Source organism: Staphylococcus sp. FSL W8-0305 (assembly GCF_037966415.1).
In the GTDB taxonomy this organism is placed as follows: domain Bacteria; phylum Bacillota; class Bacilli; order Staphylococcales; family Staphylococcaceae; genus Staphylococcus; species Staphylococcus aureus.
On sequence record NZ_CP150198.1, the window covers coordinates 2,308,353 to 2,333,881 of the forward strand.

The window sequence follows — 25,529 nt, forward strand, 5'->3', positions numbered from 1 at the left end:
AAATTAAAAACAATAAAAGATTAACGTATTATAATAAGAAATTTTAAATTGTGACTTTTTCGGAATATTAAATTTTGTAAATATGAGTTTTTTTAAGCGGATTTCTCACAAAGTTTTTAAAATTATTAAGCCTGAAAACGATAAAGCGGTAGGGAACGTTTTTCTGAAAGTTAGTGATACAATAGTTTTAAGTTGAAATACAGGAGGATGAATAACATGAATCAGTCAGTCAAATTACTTAAACATTTAACAGATGTAAACGGCATTGCTGGTTATGAAATGCAAGTTAAAGAAGCAATGCGTAACTATATAGAGCCTGTCAGTGATCAAATTATTGAAGATAATTTGGGTGGCATTTTTGGAAAGAAAAATGCTGAGAATGGTCAATACTCAATTATGATTTCTGGCCATATGGATGAAGTTGGTTTTATGGTAACAAAGATTGATAAACATGGTTTTATTTCATTTACGCCAGTTGGTGGATGGTGGAATCAAGTCATGTTATCTCAAAAAGTAACGATTACAACAGATTCAGGCAAAGAAATTAGAGGTATCATCGGTTCTAAACCGCCGCATGTCTTAACGCCTGAAGAACGTAAAAAGCCAATGGAAATCAAAAATATGTTTATAGATATTGGTGTTAGTAGCAAGGAAGAAGCTGAAGAAGCTGGCGTTGAAGTAGGCAATATGGTTACGCCATATAGTGAATTTGAAGTGCTTACAAATGATAAATATTTAACTGCGAAAGCATTTGATAATCGCTATGGCTGTGCATTAGCTGTTGAGGTATTAAAACGTTTAAAAGATGAAAATATTGGCATTAACTTATACAGTGGTGCCACAGTGCAAGAAGAAGTTGGGTTACGTGGTGCGAAAGTGGCAGCGAATACAATTAAACCAGATTTGGCGATAGCCGTCGATGTGGGTATTGCTTATGATACACCAGGTATGTCAGCTCAAACGAGTGATAGTAAACTAGGCGGTGGTCCAGTTGTTATTATGATGGATGCTACAAGTATTGCGCACCAAGGTTTGCGAAAGCATATTAAAGATGTAGCTAAGAAACATAACATCGAAGTACAATGGGATACGACACCAGGTGGAGGTACAGATGCGGGAAGTATTCATGTCGCAAATGAAGGTATTCCAACGATGACAATAGGTGTCACGTTACGATACATGCACTCTAATGTATCGGTACTCAATGTAGATGATTATGAAAATTCTGTCCGTCTTGTTACTGAAATTGTCCGTTCATTGAATGATGAAACTTATAAAAATATCATGTGGTAGTCAAATCCATAAATAATAAAGAAAGTCTTTAATATGATGTCATGCAAGAACTAAGTTAGATGCTTAGTTAGCATGAGATGTCATGTTAAAGGCTTTTTATTTTTATAAAGATGAGACTAAGTCACTGCAGTGTACTTCAATTTTCACATAAATATTAAAAAAATTTTCCAGAATGAAATGGCACTAAATTTTTCAAAAATGGGAATACTATATTTGATATGTTTTATTAGAGCGATTTTAATGGGTAATAAGCATTGACTAGGCCGACTTATAGGTAAGCACGCTATTCAAGAAAAGGATTACCCTATTATATCGAAATAACTCATGATACGAGGAGGGGTAAATATGTTGTTAGAGATAAAAGATTTAGTGTATGAGGCAAGTGATAGAGTCATACTAAATCATATTAATTTAAAAGTAGATAAAGGTGAAACCATTGCAATTATTGGTCCTTCAGGTAGTGGTAAAAGTACATTTCAAAAATTAATATGTAATTTAATTAGCCCAACCAGTGGAACGCTTTACTTTAAAGGTAAACCATATGATGATTACGAACCAGAAATATTACGCCGACACATTAGCTATTTAATGCAACAAAGCGATTTGTTTGGTGAAACGATTGAAGACAATATGATTTTTCCGTCTCTTGCGCGTAATGATAAATTTGATAAAAAACGTGCTAAGCAATTAATTAAAGATGTAGGATTAGGACACTATCAATTAAGTTCTAAAATAGAACATATGTCAGGTGGCGAGCGTCAAAGGATCGCGATTGCACGCCAATTAATGTATACCCCAGACATCCTTCTATTAGATGAATCAACAAGTGCGTTAGATATTAATAATAAAGAAAAAATAGAAAATATCATTTTTAAATTAGCAGATCAAGGCGTGGCAATTATGTGGATTACCCACAGCGATGACCAAAGTATGCGACACTTTCAAAAGCGTATAACCATTGTTGATGGTCAAATTTCTAATACAGAGGAGTTGAACCAACATGAGTAATACAGCATTAGGACTGACGGCATTGCTATTAGTTATTCCAATTATTATTTCTTATAAAGAAGGTCTACATATTATTAAAGATTTGATTGTGGCGACACTACGTGCGGTCGTACAATTAATCATTTTAGGATTCTTACTGCACTATATTTTTAAAATTAATGACAAATGGCTATTAGTATTATGTGTATTTGTCATTATTGTCAACGCATCATGGAATACGATTAGTCGATCATCACCTGTCATGCACCATGTCTTTTTGATTTCCTTTGTGGCTATCTTTGTTGGAACGGCATTACCGCTTGTAGGTACTATTGCGACAGGGGCCATTCAATTTACAGCCAATGAAGTTATACCTATCGGCGGCATGCTTGCAAATAATGGCTTGATTGCAATTAATTTAGCTTACCAAAATTTAGATCGTGCATTCGTACAAGATGGTACTAATATTGAATCTAAATTATCACTTGCAGCTACAACTAAATTGGCTTCTAAAGGTGCAATACGTGAAAGTATTCGTTTAGCTATAGTGCCAACAATTGATTCGGTTAAAACATATGGGCTTGTGTCGATTCCTGGTATGATGACAGGCTTAATTATTGGTGGCGTACCACCTTTACAAGCGATTAAATTTCAATTGTTAGTCGTGTTTATTCATACAACTGCGACCATTATGTCTGCTTTGATTGCGACATATTTAAGCTATGGTCAATTTTTCAATGCAAGACATCAATTAGTAGCACGAAATACGGATGTTAAGAGTGAGTCATGATAGCAATTGCTGGATGTGATTTAGAGCTTCGCTATAGTTGTAATGAAGTGACGCGCACATATAGTAATGTTATTATTTAGCGCAGCGAAAATATTCATAAAGGCACGCATACTTTGTAGTCAGTTATATGTTCTGACATATAAAGCGTGCGTGCTTTTTTGGAGTCATTGTTGAAACTGAAGTAATTATACATAATTATTAAATGACATACTTGTGTTAATTTTTCAAATACTGAAAAACAATTTCAATAATTTTCCAATTAAGCACAGAAAATTAAAGCAAAATATTATATAATAGAACGGTTATATATAAAATTGTGTTGCACACATTTTTTAATAAATCGTTATTCTAAGGGAAATGAATATCGGAAATTTTGTTGAAAGGAGTTTTAAAATGTCAATCATGCGACTATTTACATTCATTTTAAGTATTTTTATCGTAGGAATGGTTGAAATGATGGTTGCAGGAATTATGAACTTGATGAGTCAGGACTTACATGTATCAGAAGCTGTCGTTGGTCAATTAGTGACAATGTACGCTTTAACATTTGCGATATGTGGACCTATTCTTGTTAAATTAACGAACCGTTTTTCATCAAGGCCTGTATTATTATGGACATTACTTATATTTATCATTGGTAATGGCATTATTGCTGTAGCGCCAAATTTTTCAATATTAGTAGTTGGTAGAATTATCTCATCTGCAGCAGCAGCACTAATTATCGTAAAAGTATTAGCTATTACAGCGATGTTATCAGCACCTAAAAATCGTGGCAAAATGATTGGACTTGTCTATACAGGGTTTAGTGGTGCCAATGTTTTTGGTGTACCAATTGGAACGGTTATCGGCGATTTAGTAGGTTGGCGCTATACATTTCTATTCTTAATTATTGTGAGTATTATTGTTGGCTTCTTAATGATGATCTATTTACCGAAGGATCAGGAAATACAACGAGGCCCTGTGAATCATGAGGCACCATCTCATGAAAATCATGTTACTTCGAAAATATTAAGACCTGCTGAAGTAGCAAAATATTTAATTATTACGTTTTTAGTATTGATTGCAAACTCAGTGACATTCGTCTTTATAAATCCACTTATTTTATCTAATGGTCATGATATGTCATTCGTTTCATTAGCACTTCTAGTAAATGGAATCGCTGGCGTTATTGGAACATCATTAGGTGGTATATTCTCTGATAAAATTACAAGTAAGCGTTGGTTAATGATTTCTGTTTCTATTTTTATCGTGATGATGTTACTTATGAATTTGATCTTACCTGGTTCAGGTCTATTGTTAGCAGGACTATTTATTTGGAATATCATGCAATGGAGTACTAATCCAGCAGTGCAAAGCGGTGTGATTCAACATGTTGAAGGCGACACAAGCCAAGTAATGAGTTGGAACATGTCTAGTTTAAACGCTGGTATTGGTGTTGGAGGCATTATTGGAGGCTTGGTCATGACACATGTTTCTGTTCAAGCTATCACGTATACGAGTGCCATCATTGGCTCATTAGGATTAATCGTTGTTTTCACATTGAAAAATAATCATTATGCTAAAACATTTAAATCATCATAATTCTCATATGAAAAGCACGCCTGCTATCAAATTCAGGTGTGCTTTTTTAGATGCGATAACGTTATTGATATGTGCGATAATAGCGACGTTCATTATGATACATCGGCCAAGGCATTTTACCGCTTTTAGCAAAATTAGCTAAATCATTTTGCATTTGTCGACTTAAAAATTTAAGGTGAGCAGTTGTTGGATATTGATGTGCTGCTAATATTTGTAAGTTTCCGAACCAAAATACCATATCTAGAATATGGTAAGCACTGCGATAGTGTGCACTAGAAGTATCATGCCATGCAAATTCAGCAAGCCATAGTTGTGCGTTTGAATCTTGTATATTGAGTTGTTGTAAAAATTGCTTCATCGGCTGTTTGAAATAACAATGTGTAATCGCTAAAGATTGTTGCTTCGCCGTCTGAACATCTTCGTATTTTAAAGGAATATCATTTAATTCCATAATGTCGATAAAGCGTTGCGGCGATAATTTTTTTTGTTCACTAGTAATATAAATATCGCCTTCATCTTTTGTATAACATGCAAAAATTGGTTTCGTTGTTGGATAATTATTTTGTATATAATCTGTTTTAATAGGCGCATATATTAAATCAAGCCCTTTAGAAGGTCCTCGAGATTGTTTTAGCTTCGCCATCAGCATAAGAATATCATCTGTCGATAATGACGTAACATCATCTGTATCTAAATAATCGAGCATCAATTTTTGGAAATGTTGTGCTTTATTGCGTGCACTCTCAAGGGTGTCTAATCGTAGTGCGCCACTTAGCAAAACGACTTTATGGAAGTATGGCTCAATGTCAGGTATTTTAAGTAAAGTCCAAATGCTCATACTGCCTGCAGACTGACCCATTAAAGTAATGTTATTAGCGTCGCCACCGAAGGATTCAATAAATTGATGCACCCATTTTATGACATTGATTTGATCTGAAAGTCCATTATTGGAATGAAAACCTTTATTAAAATATGACCAGTCTAAATATCCTAATGCGCCTAAACGATAATTGCATGTAATAACGATAATGTCGTTATTTTGTACTAAATGTGCCGGTTGATAGAGTTCGGCTGTACCATGACCATTTTCAAAACTACCACCATAAAAATAAATGATGACAGGTTTCTTCGACTGATCATTATGTTGTTTCCAAATATTTAAATATAAACAGTCTTCATGTTCAGTAAAAGTTGCAGATTGTGAGGAGAAAAAATCTTCTAATTTGTTGTCTGGTTGCGGTGGGATGGGTTGTATTTCAGTTGCATCAATTGGCTCTGACCATTGTGTTTTTAACGTAGAATGTTTAAAGCGATTGTCATGAACTGGTGGTTCTGCATAAGGAATGCCTAAGAAGATATCTAAACCATCTTGTGTAATACCATGAATTTGACCACCTGTAGTATTAATCTTCATATTTATTAACCTCCTTTATCATCCCCAATTTAATCATACCACGGTCTATGGATGATAGGTGACAAGTATAACAAGACAATTTTGTGGCTGAATCAGACGAGCTTGATATCTGTTTTAACTCAAACCATTTTCAGCATTATATGATGTTCTTCTACAGTGACATTTCATTACAATATCACTCTCGCTATCTTGTTATGTTAGTTATTTATAACCCATTTTCAAAATAAAAAACCAACCAAGATGTTGAAATCAATGGTTGGTTAATGTGTGTGTTGAAATCATATATGGCACTGCATTTTAAAATATTTAATAAGATGACTTTGATTCATTATTTAGTGACTCGCGCATCTTTGTATTGATTCGTGTTGCGCGACGGAAATAGACGCTTTCAAATGAACTCGTTGTACCGATGTAATAGAAGATAAGCGCCACAATAATAATAACGATAAAGTCAAATGGATAGTGAATCATATTTAAGCCTTTAAATTCTTTGCTTCCTATAAATGACAGTATTGATAGCACGATTAAATATACAATAATCCATAAGCTACCACCAATTTGTTTCTTTGTATTACGCCAATTCATACGATATTCATAGAAGAAGTAGATTGGTAAGCCAAGTATAATGATTAAAATTACTTCAGCCGTTGTTGGCCACATTGCCCAATATATAGCTAATGAAGCTAATACAAATGATAATGGTGCCATTACTTTTAAAATTTTTGCTCTAAATGGACGAGTCATTGTTGGTCCCATTTTTCTTAATGCAATCACTGTCGTTGGGCCAGTTAAATAGGCTACTAAAGTTGCAGTAGAAATAACTGCTGCTAGCGTACCCCAATCTCTAAATAACGTAACCATAATCATACTAATGATGGCATTAAAGATGATTGCTACACGTGGAATATGATATTTTTCGTTCATCTTCCCAAGAAATTTAGGGATATGTCCATTTTTCTCCATTGCTCGTAAAACTCGACCTGTAACGGCGACAAATGAGACGCCAGTACCGAATGGTGATACAAAAGCTTCAATATATAGTAAAATTGCGAGCCAATTAATTCCTAATAAGATAGCTAAATCAGCAAATGGTGAATTGAAGTTGATGCCATTCCATCCACTATGTTGTAACATTGATTGAGGCATAGAAGTGATAAACGTACTTTGTAAAATGATGTACAACACTGCACTGATTGACAGTGAAATAGCGATGCCTCTTGCGATATTTTTTTCAGGATTTTTAATTTCTGAACCCATATTAATAATTGTCTGGAATGAATTGAATGAAAAAATAATCCCTGATGCTGTTGTTGCAGCAAAAATCGGTGCACTTCCGTAAGGCATAAATGTGCTTGCTGAATGGCCGTAATTTGAAGTGTCGAATCCTGATAACATTAACATGATGATGGTTAACATGGGTACGCCTAATTTAAATACAGAAATTAAACTCGTAAATGATGTTAAAAGTTTTACGGACCAATAGTTTAATAAAGAAAAAATAACAATGATGAGATATACAGCTAGCAATCCGTATGTGCTAATAGAGCCATTTTCCATTAAATGTTTCATTGGTTTCGCCCAATGCCACGGCCAAGAACTCATATATTGAACAGCTGACACAGCTTCGATAGGTATTATTGTCACCAAAGACACCCAATTCGCCCAAGCAGCAATAAAGCCTAATAATGAGCCATGTGTATACTGGGCATAGTTACTCATGCCACCTGATTGAGGAAACATTGTGCCGATTTCAATGTAGTTATAGGCAATGGTTCCAATGACTAGGAATCCAAGAACCCATGATATGATTGCTGCTGGTCCAGCTATTGATGATGCTTCCCACGCACCAAATAGCCAACCAGATCCTATTAAAGAGCCTAACCCTAATAAGACTAATTGGGATAGATTGATTTTTTCGTTGTGCAATTGCTTGTCTTTAATCATAAATACTCCTTCGTTATTGCCGAAAATTCAAAAAATAGTATGCGAAAAATTATACGCTTATTATAATAATAGTCAAATGCATTTTTTGTAAGAATGCAAAAGCATTTGTAAAATTAGTTTTTTATAAAATTAGGATATATAATACAATGTGTATTGAAAAATAAAATGGAAGTGATGACTATGAGTGAGAAACAATCGAATGAACAAGTTGAGGCATTTTTAAATAAAGAGAGTCAATGGCAAGAAGAATATAAATATTTGAGAGCGTTAATCTTTAATGAAACAGAATTAGAGGAAGCGTATAAATGGATGCATCCTTGTTACACGTTGAATAATAAAAATGTAGTACTTATCCATGGCTTCAAAAATTATGTTGCACTATTATTTCATAAAGGTGCCATTTTGGAGGATAAATATCATACACTCATTCAACAGACTGAAAAGGTGCAAGCAGCTCGTCAGTTACGATTTGAAAATCTAGAAGAGATTCAAGCACGTCGAGAAGAAATTAAATACTATATTGCTGAAGCAATTAAAGCTGAAAAAGCTGGTAAAAAAGTTGAAATGAAGAAAACAGAGGAATATGTTATTCCTAAAGAGTTAGAAGCTAAGTTCGAAGAAATGCCACAGCTAGAGTCGTCATTTTATAAATTGACACCAGGCAGACAGCATCAATACATTTATCACATTGGACAAGCTAAACGCAGTGAAACAAGACAAAAGCGTGTTGAAAAGTATATTAACCAAATACTAGAAGGTAAAGGGATGCATGATAAGTAATTAATGAGTAAAAGCATACCGGTTATACAACAACATACAAGATGACACGAAACAACCAATGGCTCATGCTGTTGGTTGTTTTTTAGGTGTGCCTATCATGGGCAACACTTTGACGGTGGAATTCCGTTACAGGCTTGGGAGTAGGAACTGTTAGCATAAGGCAAGGGTGTCTACAATGAATGATGAAGATATTGAAATATAAGGAGGACTTTGTGAGTGGCGGGTGGGCGTTTGTCCGCCTGTAACAATGGATGCGTGTGCATTATTACAAAAATTCGACTTTTGCAATAATATTTCACATTTTTGACACTTTTTTGCTATAAAACAACCAATTGAGCGATAATAAATTCGCTTTTGAAAAATATGAGTTATCTATTTAGTTGCAAAAGATAAAATGATAATGTTTAATAACATCATATAGAGTATGTTAGTTTTAAATGTCGAATATACGAATGTGCAAACAAAGTAATCGGTAGAAATTCAACATACATAGCGCCGTTTACTGTTAAGTATTCACATTACAGATGAAAAATATAAAATTCTACATAATCAAGACCATGATGTGTACTTGTTTAACTTATGACTCTATTTGTTTAACAATTGCGATGATGGTCTTTTTATTTTATGCGTATCATTCGTCATATTTTTTATGAGGAAGGAGAAATGATTATGTTAAGTATTAAGCATTTAACGAAAATCTATTCTGGTAATAAAAAGGCAGTAGATGACATCTCTTTAGATATTCAGTCTGGGGAATTTATCGCATTTATTGGAACCAGTGGAAGTGGCAAAACGACTGCTTTAAGAATGATAAACCGTATGATTGAAGCGACAGAAGGACAAATTGAAATTGATGGTAAAGACGTTCGGAGTATGAATCCTGTCGAATTACGTAGAAATATTGGCTATGTTATTCAACAAATTGGCTTAATGACTCATATGACGATTAAAGAGAATATTGTGTTGGTACCCAAATTGTTGAAATGGACTAAAGAAGAAAAGGATAAACGTGCAAAGGAATTAATTAAACTTGTGGATTTACCGGAGTCATTTTTAGAGCGTTATCCAGCAGAACTATCAGGTGGGCAACAACAACGTATCGGTGTCGTAAGAGCACTTGCGGCCGAACAAGATATTATTTTAATGGATGAACCTTTTGGAGCATTGGATCCTATTACGAGAGATACGTTACAAGATTTAGTTAAAACGTTACAACGAAAATTAGGCAAGACGTTTATCTTTGTAACACATGATATGGATGAAGCGATTAAATTAGCAGACAAAATTTGTATTATGTCAGAAGGTAAGGTGGTGCAATTTGATACACCGGACAATATTTTAAGACATCCCGCAAATGATTTTGTACGTGATTTTATAGGACAAAATAGACTGATTCAAGACCGTCCCAATGACAAGACTGTAGAAGGTGTAATGATTAAACCAATCACGATACAAGCAGAAGCAACACTGAATGACGCCGTTCATATTATGAGACAAAAACGTGTTGATACTATTTTTGTAGTAGATAGGGATAACCATTTACTAGGATTCTTAGATATTGAAGATATAAATCAGGGTATACGTGGACACAAAAGTTTACGAGAAACCATGCAACAACATATTTATACCGTTCAAATTGATTCTAAGTTACAAGATTCTGTACGTACGATTTTAAAAAGAAACGTTAGGAATGTACCTGTCGTAGATGATCAACAGCGTTTAGTAGGACTGATTACGCGTGCCAATGTTGTTGATATTGTATATGACACGATTTGGGGCGATAGTGAGGATACAGTGCAAGCAGAATATGTGGGGGAAGACACTGCGTCCTCAAAAGTGCATGAGCAACACACTACTAATGTCAAAGTACGTGACATAGGAGATGATAAATCATGATCGAGTTCCTACATGAACATGGTGGACAGTTGATGTCGAAAACACTGGAACATTTCTATATTTCTATAGTGGCATTATTACTTGCCATCATTGTTGCAGTACCTATAGGCATTTTATTATCAAAAACAAAGCGAACTGCCAATATTATATTAACTGTGGCAGGTGTCTTACAAACTATTCCAACACTAGCTGTACTTGCTATTATGATACCGATTTTTGGTGTTGGTAAAACGCCTGCAATTGTAGCGCTATTTATTTATGTATTATTACCTATTTTAAATAACACGGTACTCGGCGTTCAAAATATTGATAGTAACATTAAAGAAGCTGGAAAAAGTATGGGAATGACACAATTTCAATTGATGAAGGATGTTGAATTGCCGTTAGCCTTACCGCTTATACTAGGCGGTATTCGCTTGTCGTCTGTGTATGTAATTAGTTGGGCTACACTTGCAAGTTATGTAGGTGCGGGTGGATTAGGTGATTTCATTTTCAATGGTTTAAATTTATATGATCCACTGATGATTGTAACTGCAACGGTACTCGTTACTGCACTAGCATTAGGTGTTGATGCCTTATTAGCTTTAGTTGAAAAATGGGTAGTTCCCAAAGGCTTAAAAGTATCTGGATAATTAGGAGGCTAAGATAATGAAGAAAATTAAATATATACTTGTCGTGCTTGTCTTATCGCTTACCGTATTATCTGGATGTAGTTTGCCCGGACTAGGTAGTAAGAGCACGAAAAATGATGTCAAAATTACAGCATTATCAACAAGCGAATCGCAAATTATTTCACATATGTTACGGTTGTTAATAGAGCATGATACACATGGCAAGATAAAGCCAACATTAGTAAATAATTTAGGGTCAAGTACGATTCAACATAATGCCTTAATTAATGGGGATGCTAATATATCAGGTGTTAGATATAATGGCACAGATTTAACGGGAGTTTTGAAGGAAGCACCAATTAAAGATCCTAAGAAAGCAATGATAGCCACACAACAAGGATTTAAAAAGAAATTTGATCAAACATTTTTCAATTCGTATGGTTTTGCGAATACGTATGCATTCATGGTAACGAAGGAAACTGCTAAAAAATATCATTTAGAGACAGTTTCAGATTTAGCAAAGCATAGTAAAGATTTACGTTTAGGTATGGATAGTTCATGGATGAATCGTAAAGGCGATGGCTATGAAGGATTTAAAAAAGAGTATGGTTTTGACTTTGGTACAGTGAGACCAATGCAAATAGGTCTAGTCTACGACGCATTAAACTCAGAGAAGTTAGACGTTGCATTAGGTTATTCTACAGATGGTCGAATTGCCGCGTATGATTTGAAAGTACTTAAAGATGATAAACAATTTTTCCCACCTTATGCTGCGAGTGCTGTTGCAACAAATGAATTATTACGCCAACACCCAGAACTTAAAACGACGATTAATAAGTTGACAGGAAAGATTTCAACTTCAGAGATGCAGCGCTTGAATTATGAAGCGGATGGTAAAGGTAAAGAACCTGCTGTCGTCGCAGAAGAATTTTTGAAAAAACACCACTATTTTGATAAACAGAAAGGTGGTCATAAGTAATGGAAGGTAATTTATTACAGCAATTATTCAATTATTATGTTACGAACTTTGGCTATCTATGGGACTTATTTTTCAAACACTTATTAATGTCTGTCTATGGTGTGCTGTTTGCAGCTTTAATTGGTATTCCATTGGGAATCTTGCTTGCAAGATACACAAAACTTTCTGGATTTGTAATTACAATTGCAAATATAATTCAAACAGTTCCAGTCATTGCAATGTTAGCTATTTTAATGTTAGTCATGGGCTTAGGCTCAGAAACAGTAGTTTTAACAGTGTTTTTATATGCGTTACTTCCAATTATAAAAAACACTTATACTGGTATAGCTAGTGTTGATGCGAATATTAAGGATGCTGGCAAAGGTATGGGAATGACACGCAATCAAGTGCTACGAATGATTGAATTACCGTTATCTGTTTCGGTTATTATCGGTGGCATTCGTATTGCCTTGGTTGTTGCGATAGGTGTTGTTGCCGTTGGATCATTTATAGGAGCACCTACGCTTGGTGACATTGTGATTCGTGGTACAAATGCGACGGATGGCACAACGTTTATTTTAGCAGGTGCGATTCCGATTGCTATCATTGCAATCGTCATTGATGTACTATTAAGATTTTTAGAAAAACGATTAGACCCAACGACACGACATCGTAAAAATCAATCTAATCATCGGCCGCAAAGTATTAATATGTAATAGTAGAAGATGTTTATAATTTAGCGATTCCGTTTCATGATTTATAAAAAATGAGGCTACTCAAGGAGATCAAATAATCTTTGAGTAGCCTTTTTATAGGTTGTGTTTGTATGCGTTTACACTAAAATAGAAATTATTATCATGAAAGTTTTTGGATAAAAAGCGTTGATTATTATAAAAATACTAAAAAATGAGATGTTTTATTTATAATTTTCTGCAAATTTATGATATTGTTTCTTAATATATCATATTAAAAATTTGTTTTTCTTAAACATAGGAGGCTTATCTAATTCATGGACACATCAAAACAATTTAGAGGTGACAACCGATTGCTTTTAGGTATCGTTTTAGGGGTTATTACCTTCTGGCTATTCGCGCAGTCACTTGTTAATCTTGTTGTCCCATTACAATCAACATATAGTAGTGACGTTGGAACGATAAATATCGCTGTTAGCTTATCTGCCTTATTTGCTGGTTTGTTTATCGTAGGTGCTGGTGATGTTGCTGATAAATTTGGTCGCGTCAAAATTACTTATGTAGGATTGATATTAAATGTTGTAGGTTCATTACTCATCATTATTACACCTTTGCCAGCATTTTTAATTATAGGTAGAATAATTCAAGGTTTGTCTGCAGCATGTATTATGCCATCCACACTTGCTATTATTAACGAATATTATATTGGTACAAGAAGACAACGTGCCTTAAGCTATTGGTCTATTGGTTCTTGGGGTGGTAGTGGTATTTGTACGTTGTTTGGTGGCTTAGTGGCTACATATATAGGTTGGCGTTCAATATTTGTTGTTTCAATTCTATTAACATTATTAGCAATGTACTTAATCAAACATGCACCTGAGACTAAAGCAGAACCAATCAAAGGTATGAAAGCAGAAGCTAAAAAGTTTGACGTTATCGGGTTAGTCATTTTAGTAGTGACAATGTTAAGTTTAAATGTAATCATTACACAGACGTCCCATTTTGGTTTAGTTTCACCGTTAATTCTAGGTTTAATTGTAGTGTTTATCTGTTCATTAGTTGGTTTTGTATATTACGAAAATAAAATAAAGCACCCACTCGTTGATTTTTCAATTTTTAAAAATAGAGGATACAGTGGTGCAACTATTTCAAACTTCTTATTAAATGGTGTAGCAGGTGGTGCACTTATCGTCATTAACACGTATTATCAACAACAATTAGGATTTAATTCTTCGCAAACGGGTTATATTTCATTAACGTATTTAATAGCAGTGTTGTCTATGATTCGTGTAGGTGAAAAGATTTTATCTCAACATGGTCCGAAACGCCCACTATTACTAGGAAGTGGCTTTACAGTGATTGGGTTAATCTTATTGTCGTTAACATTTTTACCAGAAATGTGGTATATCGTATCTAGTATAGTTGGATATTTATTGTTTGGTACTGGTTTAGGATTATATGCTACACCATCAACTGATACAGCAGTTGCTAGTGCGCCAGATGATAAGTCGGGTGTTGCTTCAGGCGTATATAAAATGGCGTCATCATTAGGAAATGCATTTGGAGTAGCAGTATCTGGTACGGTTTATACTGTGTTAGCAGCTAATTTAAATTTGAACTTAGGTGGTTTCACAGGTATGATGTTTAATGCCTTGCTAGCAATTGTTGCATTTTTAGTCATTTTACTATTAGTTCCTAAAAATCAAACGAATTTGTAAAACTGAAATGAAAGCAAGTTATTATGTAGGGATTTTAAAGGAAATTTTGTGAAAGTAAGTTTATCATACACACTTAATGTTGCGTATTGACGTTTAATGTTAGGTGTGTTCTTTTATAGACGATAAAAGCTGTGTGTATATTAAGCGAATGATTTTCAAATTGACGCTAATATGCGAAAGTAGTATTTTAAAAATGAACAACAACGATGAAGAGGGGTTTATAGGATGAAAATTGCAATTGCTGGATCGGGTGCATTAGGTAGTGGCTTTGGTGCCAAACTATTTCAAGCAGGATATGATGTCACACTTATTGACGGATATACATCTCATGTTGAAGCGGTTAAGCAACATGGATTAAATATAACGATTAATGGAGAGGCATTCGAGTTAAACATTCCAATGTATCATTTTAATGATCAACCGGACGAAAGCATTTACGATGTTGTCTTTCTATTTCCAAAGTCTATGCAATTAAAAGAAGTGATGGAAGCTATGAAGCCACATATTGATAATGAAACGATTGTCGTATGTACGATGAATGGTTTGAAGCATGAAGAAATCATTGCGCAGTATGTTGCTCAATCACAAATTGTCAGAGGTGTTACGACTTGGACGGCAGGTCTTGAAAGCCCTGGACACAGTCATTTACTTGGTAGTGGACCAGTTGAAATAGGTGAACTAGTTGATGAAGGTAAAGAAAATGTTATAAAAGTTGCTGATTTACTTAACGAAGCGGAATTGAATGGTGTCATTAGTAAAGATTTATACCAATCGATTTGGAAAAAGATTTGTGTTAATGGTACGGCAAATGCATTAAGCACAGTGTTGGAGTGTAATATGGCATCACTGAATGAAAGTAGTTATGCGAAGTGTTTGATTTATAAATTAACGCAAGAAATAGTGCATGTAGCGACGATTGATAATGTTCATTTAAATGTTGATGAAGTATTTGAATATTTAGTTGATTTAAATGAAAAAGTTGGTGCGCATTATCCATCCATGTATCAAGATTTAATTGTTAATAATAGAAAGACTGAAATTGATTATATTAATGGCGCAGTTGCAACATTAGGTAAACAACGTCATATTGAAGCACCAGTCAATCGCTTTATTACTGATTTAATTCATACTAAAGAAAGTCAGCGACATGCACAGGATTAATTAGTGTTTTTAGGTGTGATTGCAAGGAAATGACAATCACGTGATATTACGGTCATTATTAAAATTGAAATGTAATAAATAAAGAACAGCAGTAAAGTACTTTCAAATTGAAATGATCTTGGTGCTGTTTTTCTTGATTGGTCTTCGTCATAATTCAGATTTGTCATAGGTCTACGACATACTACTAGCATTTGCTAGACAGTTTTTACGACGACACTTTGAAAAAAATTGAGGCAAATCATTTGGAAGTCTTACGTGAATTTTGTACACTCATCAAGCAAGTAATTATATTAAAAGACAAATAGAGAAAAGGTGTTTATAATGAGTAAAATTTTTGTAACTGGTGCAACGGGCCTTATTGGCATTAAATTAGTTCAAAGACTAAAAGAAGAGGGGCATGAGGTTGCTGGTTTTACTACATCTGAGAATGGTCAACAAAAGCTAGCTGCTGTTAATGTAAAAGCATATATTGGTGATATATTAAAAGCTGATACCATTGATCAAGCGTTAGCAGATTTTAAACCAGAAATCATTATCAACCAAATTACGGATTTAAAAAATGTTGATATGGCAGCAAATACGAAAGTACGTATTGAAGGTTCTAAAAACTTAATTGATGCGGCGAAAAAGCATGATGTTAAGAAAGTAATTGCCCAAAGTATTGCCTTTATGTATGAACCGGGCGAAGGATTAGCAAATGAGGAAACTTCACTTGATTTTAACTCAACTGGAGATAGAAAAGTAACGGTTGATGGTGTGGTTGGTCTAGAAGAAGAAACGGCCCGTATGGATGAATACGTTGTTTTACGTTTTGGCTGGTTATATGGTCCAGGTACTTGGTACGGAAAAGATGGCATGATTTATAATCAATTTATGGATGGTCAAGTGACACTTTCAGATGGCGTAACATCATTTGTGCATCTTGATGATGCAGTTGAAACATCTATTCAAGCTATTCATTTTGAAAATGGTATCTATAATGTAGCAGATGATGCACCTGTTAAAGGTTCTGAATTTGCAGAATGGTATAAAGAACAACTTGGTGTTGAACCAAATATTGATATTCAACCTGCGCAACCATTTGAACGTGGCGTAAGCAATGAGAAGTTTAAAGCGCAAGGTGGTACTCTGATTTATAAAACTTGGAAAGATGGCATGAATCCAATTAAATAATCGGTTTCTGCATATAGCATGTTAATAATGAAGACTTGTTCAAATCGCTAATCCTCATACATAAATATGTATGTTTCGGATTGATGTGCGATTGAACAAGTCTTTTTTATGGTTTCTTAATTGTCGTTGTATGTAATATTAACAGAAGTGTAATTAACATACTGAATAATGCAATAAATGCTGTAGTTAACGTTAATTTAATTTCTATTGGCAGCCAAGTCAGTACAAAAGACCAGTTATTGCTACCGAGAATGAGATATGGTAATGCATATAATATGAGTGCTATAGCGATACATAAACATAAAGTTAGCCAACTTAAAAATGTGGTAAGTTTTGATTTGCGCAGGATGATTTTCCCGTGACGCATTTGCCAAGCACGATAAGCTGAGAATATAAATGCTAATAAAATAAGTGTTGTCATCAAAACGGTAACAATATTAAATTGATCTTTATATTGATTGAGCATAGACGCAACTGTCGAATATCGCTTGTGATTTACAATTTGTGTGTTAAGATGCTCAACTAATTTGGGTACATATTCCGAATTTAGATTTGCAAGCACAACAATTCCATAATTTTGTTTTGGATTTAGTAAAATAAATGATGAAAAGTTATCGAGCGTTCCTGAATGAAACACTAAATGTTCATCATTATTAGTAAACCAGCCGGAAGCATATGCATTGGCATTAGGTTCACCAATTGTTGATGATAAATTTTTATGTGATTGTTGAACTAATGATTTGTATTTATCAGGTGGATTAAGTTGGAATTTTATCCAATGTTCCAAATCTTCAGTTGATGTCATCATATATGCTGATGGTGTATCCCAAAGGTTAAATTCAGGTTTAGAGACGACAGGTGTCGAACCTTGTAATTCGTAGCCAATAGCATCATGTTTTGATTTGTTATTGTTTTGTTTGAATGATGTATGTGTCATATGCAAAGGCTTGAGCCATGAATTTGTAATATATTTTGTATAGGATTGCTTCGTAACGTTTTGGATAATTAAACCTAATAAATCATAGTTCATATTTGAGTATTCAAATTCTTCTCCGGGCTTATGATGTAATTCATCACCCATAATTGCACGGGTTACATCATTTAAACGATTATTTTTATTTGTTACGGAGTCTTCGCTTGTAATATCACTAGGTATACCACTTGTTTGAGCCAAAAGTTGCTTAATCGTAATAGTTTCATTTTGACCATTATAGTTCATTTTAAAATGAGGCACATGTTTGGATACGTCATCATTTAAGTTTAATCGACCTTCTTGAGCTAATTTTAAAATTGCAAGACCTGTGAAAGCTTTCGTATTAGAAGCAATTTCATACTTTGTTGTGGGAGAAGCTTTGACTTTTTTATCAACATCTTGATAACCATAACCTTTATTTAAAAAAACTTTGCCATTTTTTACTATTAAAATTGATGCTCCAGGAATATGTCCCTTTTGTAAATCATGTTCGATAATTGTATCTATTTGTTGTTGCGAATCATTGGTTAACCGTGTCTTCGTATTGCTATTTAATGTTATATATATAGCAATTGAAATGGCGACTAAAATGATAATAGAAATGGATAGAAAATACAGTTTTTTAGTAGTCATAAACGTTCCTTTTTATATGTTAAATTTACTTAAGTGCCTAATGAGATTTATTTTATTATACCAGTTCTATTGAATAAATTAATTAAAGAGGTATATTTACCATTATTTTTGACACCTTATATGTTAATAGGTGTATAATTACATAAAAAATATTAATTAACTCTCTATACTTTTTGGAAGGATAGGCGTATAGTGATATCCATCAAAAAGTATAAAAAGGAATAGGAGATTATGTTCAATCAATTTAAAAGACTTATTATAGGGCAACCTAAAAAAAACAGAGAACTAAAAGACGAAAAGATATCGAAGTTTAAAGGGTTAGCGATTCTTTCGTCGGATGCATTATCTTCAGTGGCTTACGGTCCCGAACAAATACTGATTACATTATCAGTAGTGGGTGCAGTTGCAACTTGGTATACTTTACCGATTGCAGGTGCTGTTCTGATCTTATTAGCTGCTTTAATTATGTCTTATAGGCAAATTATTTATGCATATCCTAAAGGTGGCGGCGCGTATATGGTGTCCAAGACCAATTTAGGAGAAAAATGGGGATTGCTTGCAGGAGGCTCATTATTAGTCGATTACATACTGACTGTCGCTGTTAGTATATCATCTGGTGCTGATGCATTTGTTGCTGCATTCCCAAGTTTATATGGGCATAAAGTACTGATTGCATGTTTACTTGTACTTTTTATTTTAATATTAAATTTACGTGGTTTAACTGAATCTGCCACCGTATTATCCTATCCAGTATATCTTTTCATTATAGGGTTAGTGATATTAATATTTATAGGTACTTTCCGTGTGGCGACAGGTGATATTCAACCACATATGCATGCATCAGTAGGAACTGCGGTTCCTGGAGTAACATTATTCTTGCTATTAAAAGCATTTTCATCAGGGGCTTCATCATTAACAGGTGTTGAAGCTATTTCAAATGCGGTAACCAATTTTAGAGAACCAAGTGCTAATAATGCTGTAAAAACGTTAATTGCTATGGGTTCAATTTTAGCGTTTTTATTAGTTGGTATCGTTGGTTTAGCATACGTTTATGGAATTATGCCACAAACGGAAACGACAGTTTTATCACAATTAGCTATGCAAATATTTGGTGATAATGCTGCCTTCTATTTTGTACAGGCAACGACCGTGATGATTTTGGTATTAGCAGCCAACACTGGATTTACAGCTTTTCCGATGTTAGCGGCTTCAATGTCTAAAGATAAATATATGCCTAGAATGTTTACTGTTAGAGGTGATCGCTTAGGCTACTCTAACTCGATTATTATTTTAGGTGTATTAGCCATTATTTTAATTATTGTATTTGATGGTATGACTGAAGATTTAATTCCATTGTATGCGGTTGGTGTATTCATTCCATTTACACTAGCACAATTCGGTATGGTTATTAAATGGATTCATGAACGTCCTAAGAATTGGTTAAGTAAGTTGTCTGTGAACTTACTTGGTGGTATCGTGACATTTATTGTTTTTATGATTTTACTCATAACTAAATTTAGCCAAGTTTGGCCGATACTTATTTTCTTGCCGTTCGTGGTGATTTTCTTCTTGAAAATTAACAAACATTATCGAGATATCGCAGAACAATTACGTTCTGATATTGATGTTCATAATGTAGAAGTAGTAGATCGTAATTTAGCAATTGTTCCGATAACAAGCATTACAACTGCAGTTGATAAGTCTATTTATTACGCACAAATGCTTGCGAATAATGATGTTATTGCAGTACATGTATCATTTGGAGATGAAGATGAAAAAGCATTCCAAGAGAAATGGAAACGTCATTTCCCAGATGTAAGATTAGTTATTTTACACTCGGAATATCGCAGTATTATACGACCAATTTCACGTTTTATCGATAAGATTAATCGTAAAGCCAACGATCAAAACTATATGATTACAGTAGTGATACCAGAATTTATTACTAAGAAACGTTGGCATAATTTATTACACAATCAAACTAGTTTGCGTATGAAATTGTATTTAATTTATCAAAAGAATGTTAACGTATGTACAATTCCATTTAAACTTAAAAAATAGATTCTATAATCAAATCGGATTGATGAAAGGTTATTTACTTTTCATCAATCCGATTTTTTGATGTTGACTATAAAAACCCCGTACATATGAGATGATAATGACTTTGTCTCATATGTACGGGGGTGTTGTTATGTCTTGCTTAATCTTTGGACTGTAAAGACAAGACAATTTCGTTGTAATTGATATTTTCTCGAATTTGAGCTGCAACGATATTGTTGATTTTATTTTTGCGAATTAATTCATCTAAAAGATGACGTTGTAAGTACAATGCTTCCAATTTGTGGTTATGGAACATAGCTTGCGGTATGATTTGATTGCTGTTTTCTTGACGTTCTTTTCGACGTTGTGCACGCCACTTTAATGAGCGACTCATATCATAGTAATGATTAATGACTAAGCTAACCTCAAGTACATTTGTACTATTTTGTTCTTCTTTTAAGCGTAAAATAATATTGTGATTCACAATACGCATAATTTTTTGAACATCTTTGAATGAATTTTCAAATTCTTGCTTCTTAGATTCTTTGTTTAAGGCTTTGTAGTGCTTCATCGCTTTAAGTCTAAGCCATAACATCTTGAAGAAGTTTGCAAATTTTTCAACAAATGATGCAGTACGGTGTGTCTCTGTTAATTCGACAATATTGCGGTAATTATTAATATCCTGGTATGTTGCCTTACCTTTATCGATTAAACGCTCAAGTGTAGATGTTTCGATTACTTTTGCAATATCTTCTAAACGTTTGAGTTCTTTTGTATTTTGATTATCAGGTTCTGAATTTAATAAAAATAACAATTCTCCATAGTATTGGTTTAATACTGGGCGATAATTTGTATCGTTTTTGTCTTTTTTACTTTCGTTTTTAAAATGCTGGATCACTTTTTGAACAATGAAAATTTTGGCAGATTGATAAGTCATACCTTTAAAAGTAGTATCTTCGGCAGATGGTGTAATTAAAGGTAAAACAATTTGCGCTAAAATTAAACTAATTAATACCATGAAAGATGCAATAAACAATAGATCATTACGGTATTCAAAAGCTTGCCCTTGTGTAATAATAAACGGCAATGTAAGTGCCATTGAAAGTGAAATTGTACCGTGAATACCACACATCGTCATAATAAATGCGTAACGCACACGAGAAGGTGGTGTTTCATGTGAATCATGTTCCTCGTCTAGATAAGATTGTATATTTTTCGGGAAATAAAAATCTTTGTACCAGAAATAAACCCAAACAAATCGACATGCATAAATTGCAATAGCGATTAATATAGTGATCACTATTAAAAATGAAAAGTTGTCAGGCTCTGTTTGGAAAATATCTATGACTACAGTAGGAATCATAAAACCTAATACAACAAATACAAAACCATTTAAGGCATAACTAAATGTGTTCCAAATTTGATGGTAATTCATTTGTAGTTCCGTTTGTGCTCTAATTAAACGGTCGCGTTCTAAACCATGGATTAGACCTGCGATTACAACTGCAATGATACCTGAAGCATGAACTTCTTCTGCTAAAAAGTATACGACAAAAGGAGTTAATAATTGAATAAAAGTTAAGGTATTGTTATCTTTTAAACCTTTATTAGCGGTTAAGTCTATACGTATTCTAACGACAACGAATCCAATAATTGCACCAATAAGTACACCTAGTATTGTTGAAATGATAAATTGTTCAATAGCTTGGAATAATGAAAAGGTACCAGTTACTAATGCTGTAACAGCGATTTTGAAAGAAATGATACCTGCAGCATCATTGAGTAAAGATTCACCTTCTAAAATCGTCATAGAACCTTTAGGTAATAATTTTCCGCGTGTAATAGCAGATACTGCTACTGCATCAGTAGGACATAAAATTGCTGCTATTGCAAAAGCGGCTGGCATTGGTAAGGCAGGCCAAATCCAATGTATAAAATAGCCAACACCGACTACAGTTGCAAACACTAGTGCCATTGACATTAATAGTATAGGTTTGCGATATTCTAATAATTTTGTTCGAGAGACGTGGGTACCTTCCACAAAAAGTAGTGGCGCGATAACGGCAAACATAAATACTTCAGAATTGAATTGGAAATCAACTTGTATTGGAATAATGAAAATAACGACACCTAATGCAATTTGAATAAAGGCAGTAGGAATTTGTGGAAATCGATTATTGATAACCGAACTAATAATCACAGCAAAAATAAAAATTAAAAATGCTTCTAATAGTGCCATACAATACTCCTCAAAATTTTAATAGTTAATATTTTATCACTTTTAAGGCATAATGACATAGATATATTGATAAAATGAAGTTATTTTCAAAAAAACTCTAGTATCGGTTGAACTGATACTAGAGCGAGATGTTTAAATTATTGATTGTCATATCTGAAATGACCGCTGTCATTTTGTCGTTGTTCATATGCGAGCTTTTCAGCATTCGTTTTGTATTTTTTATAAAAGAAAAATAAAAATATAAACCAGAATGGCGAAATATAAATAGCTGCTCTTGTTTCGTCACTAAAGAATAATAAAATGAATACAAAGAAGAAGAAAACTAAAATAATGTAAGCAATAGGCTTACCACCAATCAACTTAAATTTACTGTTTTTATGTGCCTCAGGATGCTTTTTCAAATACATTAGATAAGCGACAATAATCATTGCCCAAACAACTAAAAACAACACAGTTGATAACGTTGTAACGTATATGAATAGTTGAATTGCATTAGGAAAAATGTAGTTTAACAAGGCTGCTATAAGTAATGCAATTGATGAAACTAACATTGATAAATAAGGCACGCCATGACTATTCGTTTTATTTAAAACTTTAGGACCTAACCCTTGTTGTGACAGTCCGAATAAGATACGACTATTCGAATAGATTCCACTATTTGTAGCAGAGGCCGCGGCAGTTAGCACGACAAAGTTAACGACACCTGCTGCAAATGGCACGCCGATTAATGTAAAGAGTTTAACGAAAGGGCTACTATTTGGATCGATATCATTCCAAGGTATGACTGACATAATTACTAATAGACCACCGATATAGAATAATAAAATACGGATAGGTACATTATTAATTGCTTTCGGTAAAGTCTTTTCAGGATCTTTCGTTTCGCCAGCAGTTACACCTATAAGTTCAATACCAATGAATGAATATACAGCAATTTGGAATGACATTAAGAAACCAAATGTCCCTCCAGGGAACATGCCGCCGTGACTGATTAAGTTTGTGAATGATGCATGTCCATAATGTGTTTTAAATGAGAAAAAGATTAATACAAGACCAACGATAACCATCGCAATAATTGTAACAACTTTAATAATAGAGAACCAAAACTCCAGTTCACCAAATAATCTGGCACCTAATAAGTTGAAGCTAATCAAGATTAAAACAATAAATAGCACGGTAATCCAATTTGGGACTTGTGGATACCAAAATGCAAAGTATTGTCCCATCGCAGTTAGGTCTGACATACTTGATACAATCCAACATAGCCAGTAAGTCCAGCCAATGACAAAGCCACCAAAAGGGCCTAAATATTCATTTGCAATATCAACAAATGAATTAAATCTTGTATTGCTCAACAACAATTCGCCTAATGCGCGCATAAAAGCGAATAGTACAACCCCAATAATCATGTATGTGAATAACAGTGATGGACCAGTTAAGGATATTGTTTGACCTGATCCTAGGAATAACCCAGTTCCAATTGCGCCCCCAATTGCTATCAATTGGATGTGTCTGTTATTCAACTCTCTATGCAATTTTCTTGCCATAATTTTCCTCCTCAGGATAAAGCAAATAAAAAAGTTGTGTGTAAGCGTTTTCTTAATTATAAATACTAAAGAAATCCATTTAATAAAGCAATTATTTTTTTAAATATAAGAAAAAACATTTGATAGTTAAGGGTATGATAACTAAAACTTATCGATTTTTTGAAAAGATATAAGTTTTTATGCAAAAATATAAAATAATCATCTAAATGAAGCAGTTAACTATATATATTAGATAAGCTATGGCATAATAAATAACATTTTAATTTGAGTAAAGAAGGTATGGGTATGAAGATAGGGACAATCGCCGATTTACATATTGATCGTCATAATAAAAAAACATCCGAAGATTACTTAGAGGCATTGGTTGAAATAGTTAAGTATAAAAATTTGGATATATTGTTGATTGCGGGGGATATCTCAAATCATTATCAATTGACGCACCAATTTATAACGCAATTGACAAAACAATTAGATATACCTGTGAAATTTGTTCCTGGAAACCATGATTTATGGGAAGTTGAAAGTATGACTACGCAAGACATTTGGAATAATTATAAGAGTATGTCACAGTGCTTGGTAGGAAAACCATTTATAGTAAATGAAGAATGGGCAATCATAGGACATACAGGTTGGTATGATTATAGCTTTGCAGCACAACGATTTTCATTAGATGAGTTACAAAGAGGAAAACATTATGGTGCGACTTGGCAAGATAAAGAACGAATATCTTGGGGCACATCAGATCAAAATTTATCTAAAATAGCGGCTGAACAAGTGAAGAAAGATCTATTAGAAGTAGGAAATAGAAGAGTGATTTTAGTCACACATGTTGTGACGCATCCTGATTTCATTGTTCCTATGCCGCATCGTATATTCGATTTTTATAATGCATTTATTGGGACAAGTGATTTCAATCCTTTGTATGCGATGTTCGATATACCATATAGTATTATGGGCCATGTTCATTTTCGGAAAAGTGTGATGGATGATGGCAGATGTTATCTCTGTCCGTGTCTAGGCTATCCAAGACAATGGCGTTCAGAAGATATTTACCAGGAAATAAATGAGACGATACAAATAATAGAAATTTAAAATGCGC

General features: G+C 33.8%; 19 protein-coding genes and 2 pseudogenes. 16 read left to right on the plus strand and 5 right to left on the minus strand.

The window, feature by feature from the left end:
• Positions 1-216: 216 nt before the first annotated feature.
• From NST10_RS11155 to NST10_RS11170, 4 genes are all read left to right on the plus strand, one after another.
• Entirely contained in the window at positions 217-1,293 is a 1,077-nt protein-coding gene (locus NST10_RS11155) for a M42 family metallopeptidase (protein ID WP_339209842.1), read from the plus strand.
• 345 nt (positions 1,294-1,638) lie between these two features.
• The gene (locus tag NST10_RS11160) at positions 1,639-2,301 is read left to right on the plus strand and encodes an ATP-binding cassette domain-containing protein (RefSeq protein WP_000923514.1); all 663 of its coding nucleotides are present in this window, start codon (positions 1,639-1,641) and stop codon (positions 2,299-2,301) included.
• Entirely contained in the window at positions 2,294-3,070 is a 777-nt protein-coding gene (gene fetB / locus NST10_RS11165) for an iron export ABC transporter permease subunit FetB (RefSeq protein WP_000072154.1), read from the plus strand. Before NST10_RS11160 ends, fetB begins: the two co-directional genes overlap by 8 nt.
• A gap of 393 nt (positions 3,071-3,463) precedes the next feature.
• Positions 3,464-4,651 carry an MFS transporter gene (locus tag NST10_RS11170; protein ID WP_000026190.1) on the plus strand — a complete coding sequence of 396 codons (1,188 nt, stop codon included), beginning with the start codon at positions 3,464-3,466 and terminating at the stop codon, positions 4,649-4,651.
• A gap of 61 nt (positions 4,652-4,712) precedes the next feature.
• Here NST10_RS11170 and NST10_RS11175 read toward each other — a convergent pair whose 3' ends face one another.
• Both NST10_RS11175 and NST10_RS11180 read right to left on the minus strand, forming a co-directional pair.
• Positions 4,713-6,065 carry a carboxylesterase/lipase family protein gene (locus tag NST10_RS11175; RefSeq protein ID WP_000700902.1) on the minus strand — a complete coding sequence of 451 codons (1,353 nt, stop codon included), beginning with the start codon at positions 6,063-6,065 and terminating at the stop codon, positions 4,713-4,715.
• A 306-nt stretch (positions 6,066-6,371) separates the two neighbouring features.
• Positions 6,372-8,009 (minus strand): APC family permease, encoded by a 1,638-nt coding sequence (locus tag NST10_RS11180; RefSeq protein ID WP_000588571.1) that lies wholly within the window; start codon positions 8,007-8,009, stop codon positions 6,372-6,374.
• 180 nt (positions 8,010-8,189) lie between these two features.
• On the opposite strand from NST10_RS11180, the gene NST10_RS11185 reads away from it, so the two are divergent.
• From NST10_RS11185 to NST10_RS11230, 10 genes and pseudogenes are all read left to right on the plus strand, one after another.
• Complete coding sequence (locus tag NST10_RS11185) at positions 8,190-8,789, plus strand: YdeI family protein (RefSeq protein ID WP_001291513.1); 600 nt, start codon at positions 8,190-8,192, stop codon at positions 8,787-8,789.
• Positions 8,790-8,823: 34 nt separating this feature from the next.
• A pseudogene (locus tag NST10_RS11190) lies at positions 8,824-8,933 on the plus strand (hypothetical protein).
• Between the two features lie 79 nt (positions 8,934-9,012).
• A pseudogene (locus NST10_RS11195) lies at positions 9,013-9,093 on the plus strand (hypothetical protein); the annotation flags it as partial.
• 365 nt (positions 9,094-9,458) lie between these two features.
• On the plus strand, positions 9,459-10,685 hold the full coding sequence (locus NST10_RS11200; protein ID WP_000948990.1) for an ABC transporter ATP-binding protein: 1,227 nt from the start codon (positions 9,459-9,461) through the stop codon (positions 10,683-10,685).
• Entirely contained in the window at positions 10,682-11,317 is a 636-nt protein-coding gene (locus NST10_RS11205) for an ABC transporter permease (protein ID WP_000569116.1), read from the plus strand. The genes NST10_RS11200 and NST10_RS11205 overlap by 4 nt, the downstream gene beginning before the upstream one ends.
• A 16-nt stretch (positions 11,318-11,333) precedes the next feature.
• On the plus strand, positions 11,334-12,275 hold the full coding sequence (locus NST10_RS11210) for an osmoprotectant ABC transporter substrate-binding protein (protein WP_000721558.1): 942 nt from the start codon (positions 11,334-11,336) through the stop codon (positions 12,273-12,275).
• Positions 12,275-12,970 carry an ABC transporter permease gene (locus NST10_RS11215; RefSeq protein ID WP_000398941.1) on the plus strand — a complete coding sequence of 232 codons (696 nt, stop codon included), beginning with the start codon at positions 12,275-12,277 and terminating at the stop codon, positions 12,968-12,970. Before NST10_RS11210 ends, NST10_RS11215 begins: the two co-directional genes overlap by 1 nt.
• Positions 12,971-13,263: 293 nt before the next feature.
• On the plus strand, positions 13,264-14,664 hold the full coding sequence (locus NST10_RS11220; protein WP_000381275.1) for an MFS transporter: 1,401 nt from the start codon (positions 13,264-13,266) through the stop codon (positions 14,662-14,664).
• Positions 14,665-14,889: 225 nt separating this feature from the next.
• The gene (locus NST10_RS11225; RefSeq protein WP_000684046.1) at positions 14,890-15,825 is read left to right on the plus strand and encodes a 2-dehydropantoate 2-reductase; all 936 of its coding nucleotides are present in this window, start codon (positions 14,890-14,892) and stop codon (positions 15,823-15,825) included.
• A 321-nt stretch (positions 15,826-16,146) separates the two neighbouring features.
• On the plus strand, positions 16,147-16,998 hold the full coding sequence (locus NST10_RS11230) for an NAD(P)-dependent oxidoreductase (protein ID WP_000034506.1): 852 nt from the start codon (positions 16,147-16,149) through the stop codon (positions 16,996-16,998).
• Between the two features lie 106 nt (positions 16,999-17,104).
• On the opposite strand, the gene NST10_RS11235 is transcribed toward NST10_RS11230, so the two are convergent.
• Entirely contained in the window at positions 17,105-18,604 is a 1,500-nt protein-coding gene (locus tag NST10_RS11235) for a serine hydrolase domain-containing protein (RefSeq protein ID WP_000208581.1), read from the minus strand.
• A gap of 231 nt (positions 18,605-18,835) precedes the next feature.
• On the opposite strand from NST10_RS11235, the gene NST10_RS11240 reads away from it, so the two are divergent.
• The gene (locus tag NST10_RS11240) at positions 18,836-20,665 is read left to right on the plus strand and encodes an APC family permease (protein ID WP_000483051.1); all 1,830 of its coding nucleotides are present in this window, start codon (positions 18,836-18,838) and stop codon (positions 20,663-20,665) included.
• 139 nt (positions 20,666-20,804) lie between these two features.
• On the opposite strand, the gene NST10_RS11245 is transcribed toward NST10_RS11240, so the two are convergent.
• Both NST10_RS11245 and NST10_RS11250 read right to left on the minus strand, forming a co-directional pair.
• On the minus strand, positions 20,805-22,883 hold the full coding sequence (locus tag NST10_RS11245; RefSeq protein WP_001185679.1) for a sodium:proton antiporter: 2,079 nt from the start codon (positions 22,881-22,883) through the stop codon (positions 20,805-20,807).
• 137 nt (positions 22,884-23,020) lie between these two features.
• Positions 23,021-24,430: an amino acid permease gene (locus NST10_RS11250; protein WP_339209850.1), complete on the minus strand. Its 1,410-nt coding sequence runs from the start codon at positions 24,428-24,430 to the stop codon at positions 23,021-23,023.
• Between the two features lie 285 nt (positions 24,431-24,715).
• Here NST10_RS11250 and NST10_RS11255 point away from each other — a divergent pair, with 285 nt between their 5' ends.
• Positions 24,716-25,522: a metallophosphoesterase gene (locus NST10_RS11255; RefSeq protein ID WP_000690209.1), complete on the plus strand. Its 807-nt coding sequence runs from the start codon at positions 24,716-24,718 to the stop codon at positions 25,520-25,522.
• Positions 25,523-25,529 lie beyond the last annotated feature (7 nt).